Genomic DNA, 3,237 nt, shown 5'->3' with positions numbered 1-3,237 from the left:
GACTGCCACGATAAAACCCGGCGGTGGTTTGCCTGATGCCGCTTCATCTGGAGCGGGAATATTGCAAGTGGACATTGTTGCTTTAGAAGAAGGGAATGTCGTGCTTTTGCAAACGTATTATCTGGAATCCAAGGGACAATACTTCCCTTCAATAACTACAGGTGGTGTGGAAAAATGTGGTATTTGCGATTATTGGATGAATCCTGTCGTATTTAAGCACCTTGACCGGTTTCAATCAGAAAATTCTGTCGCTGCGGAAATGCCTTTCCAAATGGGTGGAAAAACTATTCAAGGGGTCAGGATCGAATACAAAACAGAATCCGGAAAAAACGTGTATATGTATGACAAAGAAACGGGGGTGCTACTGTACTGGCAGCTCCATGTCCCGTCTGGCGGAAATGTCCAATCCAGCCATTTACAATTTATTTCCAGCAGGCTTGTCGCGATTCCGTGGGTTGGAATTAACAGGGAAATCACAACTGTTCCGGCAAAAGGTTATACTGGCGCTTATACTGTAAACATTCCTGGCAGTTACCCCACTTCCTTTCCTATGCAGGTAAAGATTGCAGTTGTAGCTTCAGGCAAAAATTGGGATTTATTCAAAACAACCGTCTCCCAGTATGATACGCTTCCCTCTGAAATATACAATGTCTGTGGAAATGCACAGTTAAACGGTCCTTTGTGGATTCCTATTGCCGCTCTTGCTCAAATTCCGCAAGATCAGATTCTTGATTATGACGAATTAACAAAAATCAAGACTTCAGTTATTTACAAAGGAACATTGGATAATCATATGAATGCAGTGGTTATCCAACAATCTGGAGCGAATTTCTTTCAGCAGTTTGCCTACAATCTCGCAACTGGAAAGCTATCCTACATGAAAATCCAAACCCCAAATGGCTTTGGATACAATACGATAGAGCTGGAAGTTGCAGAATAGTTCGAAAGAAACAAATCTGTATAAATCAAACTCTTCCCATTTTCACAGAGGAACTGGCATAGTTTTGCAGCAGTCCAGTCTTTGTGGGACTGTTATTTGCCAAATAAACATAGCATAACAGGTCCGAAACAAATGCTTAATTATATTGCGTTTTTTCGGTTAACAGAACAAATAATTATGAAAACTCGAATTACGTTGTAATTTTTAGAAAAAATATCATGTGTATTTTTAGAATATGGGAGGAATTATGAGAAAAGGATTCACACTTGTTGAAATGCTTATCACGATGTTGGTTTTTTCTATAACTTTAGTCGCCATAATGTCCTTTTTCACCAAAACAGCAGGGACATCGCTGAAGGCTTTGAACAGGGTTGATACCTATGGAGATCTATTTGAAGCAAATAGCATCTTACAGCAAGAAATCTCAAAGGCTGGTCCGGACATAAGGTACATAAATCTTGTCAAAGTAAAAGGAGAAACAAAGTATAGAGGTCTCAGGTATTCAGTTTTTATCCCGCTGACAAAAACCAAAATCACCAAGCAGATTTATTTCTACAATGGGAAAATAAAAGTATGGGAAAAGAATTTCCAGACTTCTGATTTTTCAAAAGAAAAGGTGATTACAGTAAATAACCTCGAACCCTCTGGTGTAAATATAATATTGTCTACAACTCCTAAAGAAGGATTGGAGTTTGAGTTTACTTCTCTTGGAACACGAAGCATTAGTTATAAGATCACCATAAATAAGAATGGAACTAAGTATGAACACAAATCGTCTGTTTTTCTAATAAACATCCGTTGAAATTTGCCACTTTTAAGAGGAGGCAACATGAATATAAGGAAGACTGGATTGAGTTTAATAGAGATGCTTATTACTTTGCTTGTGATTTCAGCAATTTTGGTAGTGGTTTTTCAGGTTTTTGTTTCTGTCAATTCTAATTTGCATGATGCTTATAGCAACATGCGAGATTTTAACGATATAAGAAGAGGGATATCAGCCTTATGGGCTCTTGATAACACAGGAACCCCCACGGATTTTACCAATCTTACTCGTTATCAAAAATTGGATGAATTTTTTCAGGAATTGAAGAATGAAGGAATTTCAGATGAAGTAATCGATTATCTGTCTGAAAACCTGGAATTTTGGCAATTAGCACCAGATAAGAGCCAAAAAATTTATCTCGCAGTTAGGCCTCTCGCTTCCTGGCGTTGAAAGGGTGACTTAAATGAGAAAAAAAGGAGTCGTCTTACCGCTTTCAATTATATTGATGCTTTTTATTTCAATAATGGCTTTAACACTTTTGAAGTCAACTACACGAAGAACTGAACACCTTTTCAACAATATAAACAAGGCAGAATTGCAGTTATGCGCAGGAAATGTTTTCTTTGCCAATTATTCGTATGTGCAAAAGAAGTTCATGGATTATAGTTCATTGATTTTAAGCAATTATCCTGAATACACAAAAGCTGCGACGACACCGGCTTTTTATAAAGAATTTCTAAGCACCTTCAATTCTAATACCCTTGAAAACCAGGGCTGGAGAGAACTGTTCAGCAAATTCAGTGACACCACGTACTACATCCCGCGTGTTGACCTTGAAACCCTTTTTTCAAAACTGGCTAATAATTTGGATGTGCAAGTTGTTATGATTCCCCACAAAAGCTTTCCTAGTACCCTTTTAACTGTAGTTAGAGTGAAATCAAAGAGGGCAAGCACTTATCTATGGGGGCTTGTAACTACGAAATATTTCAGCAATTGGGGGAGATTTGAACTTGAAAGCAATTCGACAGCACGATGGGTGGCTGGGTCGGTGCTTTACGGTCCTATGTTCTTTGGGTCTATGGGTACAGGAAATGGGGGGCTTAGAGCCGAATTTACAATTCCGCCGGATACTTCTAACTTAAATAGCTATGGGCCTGTATTCAACGGTGAAATTTGGTATGAAACCTGGAATTTTGACTTGCATCTAAATCCAAGCCTCCAGCAATCAATGCGGAAAATCAGGGTTGATCAAGATGGAGATGGTATATATGAAACAAACCTGGGAAATAAAAGCTATGCAGTTTATAGCACTCAAGATGCCACATGGATTTATATAGACGGTTTTAAGAATGTTATAGAAGCAAACACGTTTAGTGTAGATGGGGGTTATTTATATGCAAATGGGCAAGTAAAAGATTTCATGCCAGATGGATATTCTGAAGACTTCAATCAGAAATATCTTTCTTGGTTTCTTCCTGCTGGAACTATGAAAGTCGATGAAGATACAACTTACTATTTTGGTCAGTTTATGGCT

Annotated in this window: 4 protein-coding genes; all 4 read left to right on the top strand. The window is 38.3% G+C overall.

Annotation, left to right across the window (positions count from 1 at the left end):
- A partial coding sequence (locus AC3LHT_RS08085) for a hypothetical protein (protein ID WP_488662532.1) occupies positions 1 to 940 on the top strand: 940 nt, incomplete at its 5' end.
- A 247-nt stretch (positions 941 to 1,187) separates the two neighbouring features.
- Positions 1,188 to 1,742 carry a PulJ/GspJ family protein gene (locus AC3LHT_RS08080; protein WP_488662531.1) on the top strand — a complete coding sequence of 185 codons (555 nt, stop codon included), beginning with the start codon at positions 1,188 to 1,190 and terminating at the stop codon, positions 1,740 to 1,742.
- A gap of 27 nt (positions 1,743 to 1,769) precedes the next feature.
- Complete coding sequence (locus tag AC3LHT_RS08075; protein WP_488662530.1) at positions 1,770 to 2,153, top strand: prepilin-type N-terminal cleavage/methylation domain-containing protein; 384 nt, start codon at positions 1,770 to 1,772, stop codon at positions 2,151 to 2,153.
- 13 nt (positions 2,154 to 2,166) lie between these two features.
- Positions 2,167 to 3,237: hypothetical protein (locus AC3LHT_RS08070; RefSeq protein ID WP_488662529.1), on the top strand; the 1,071-nt coding region annotated here is incomplete at its 3' end.

It is taken from the genome of Kosmotoga sp. (assembly GCF_982836095.1).
This window is presented reverse-complemented; position numbering and strand designations above follow the sequence as displayed.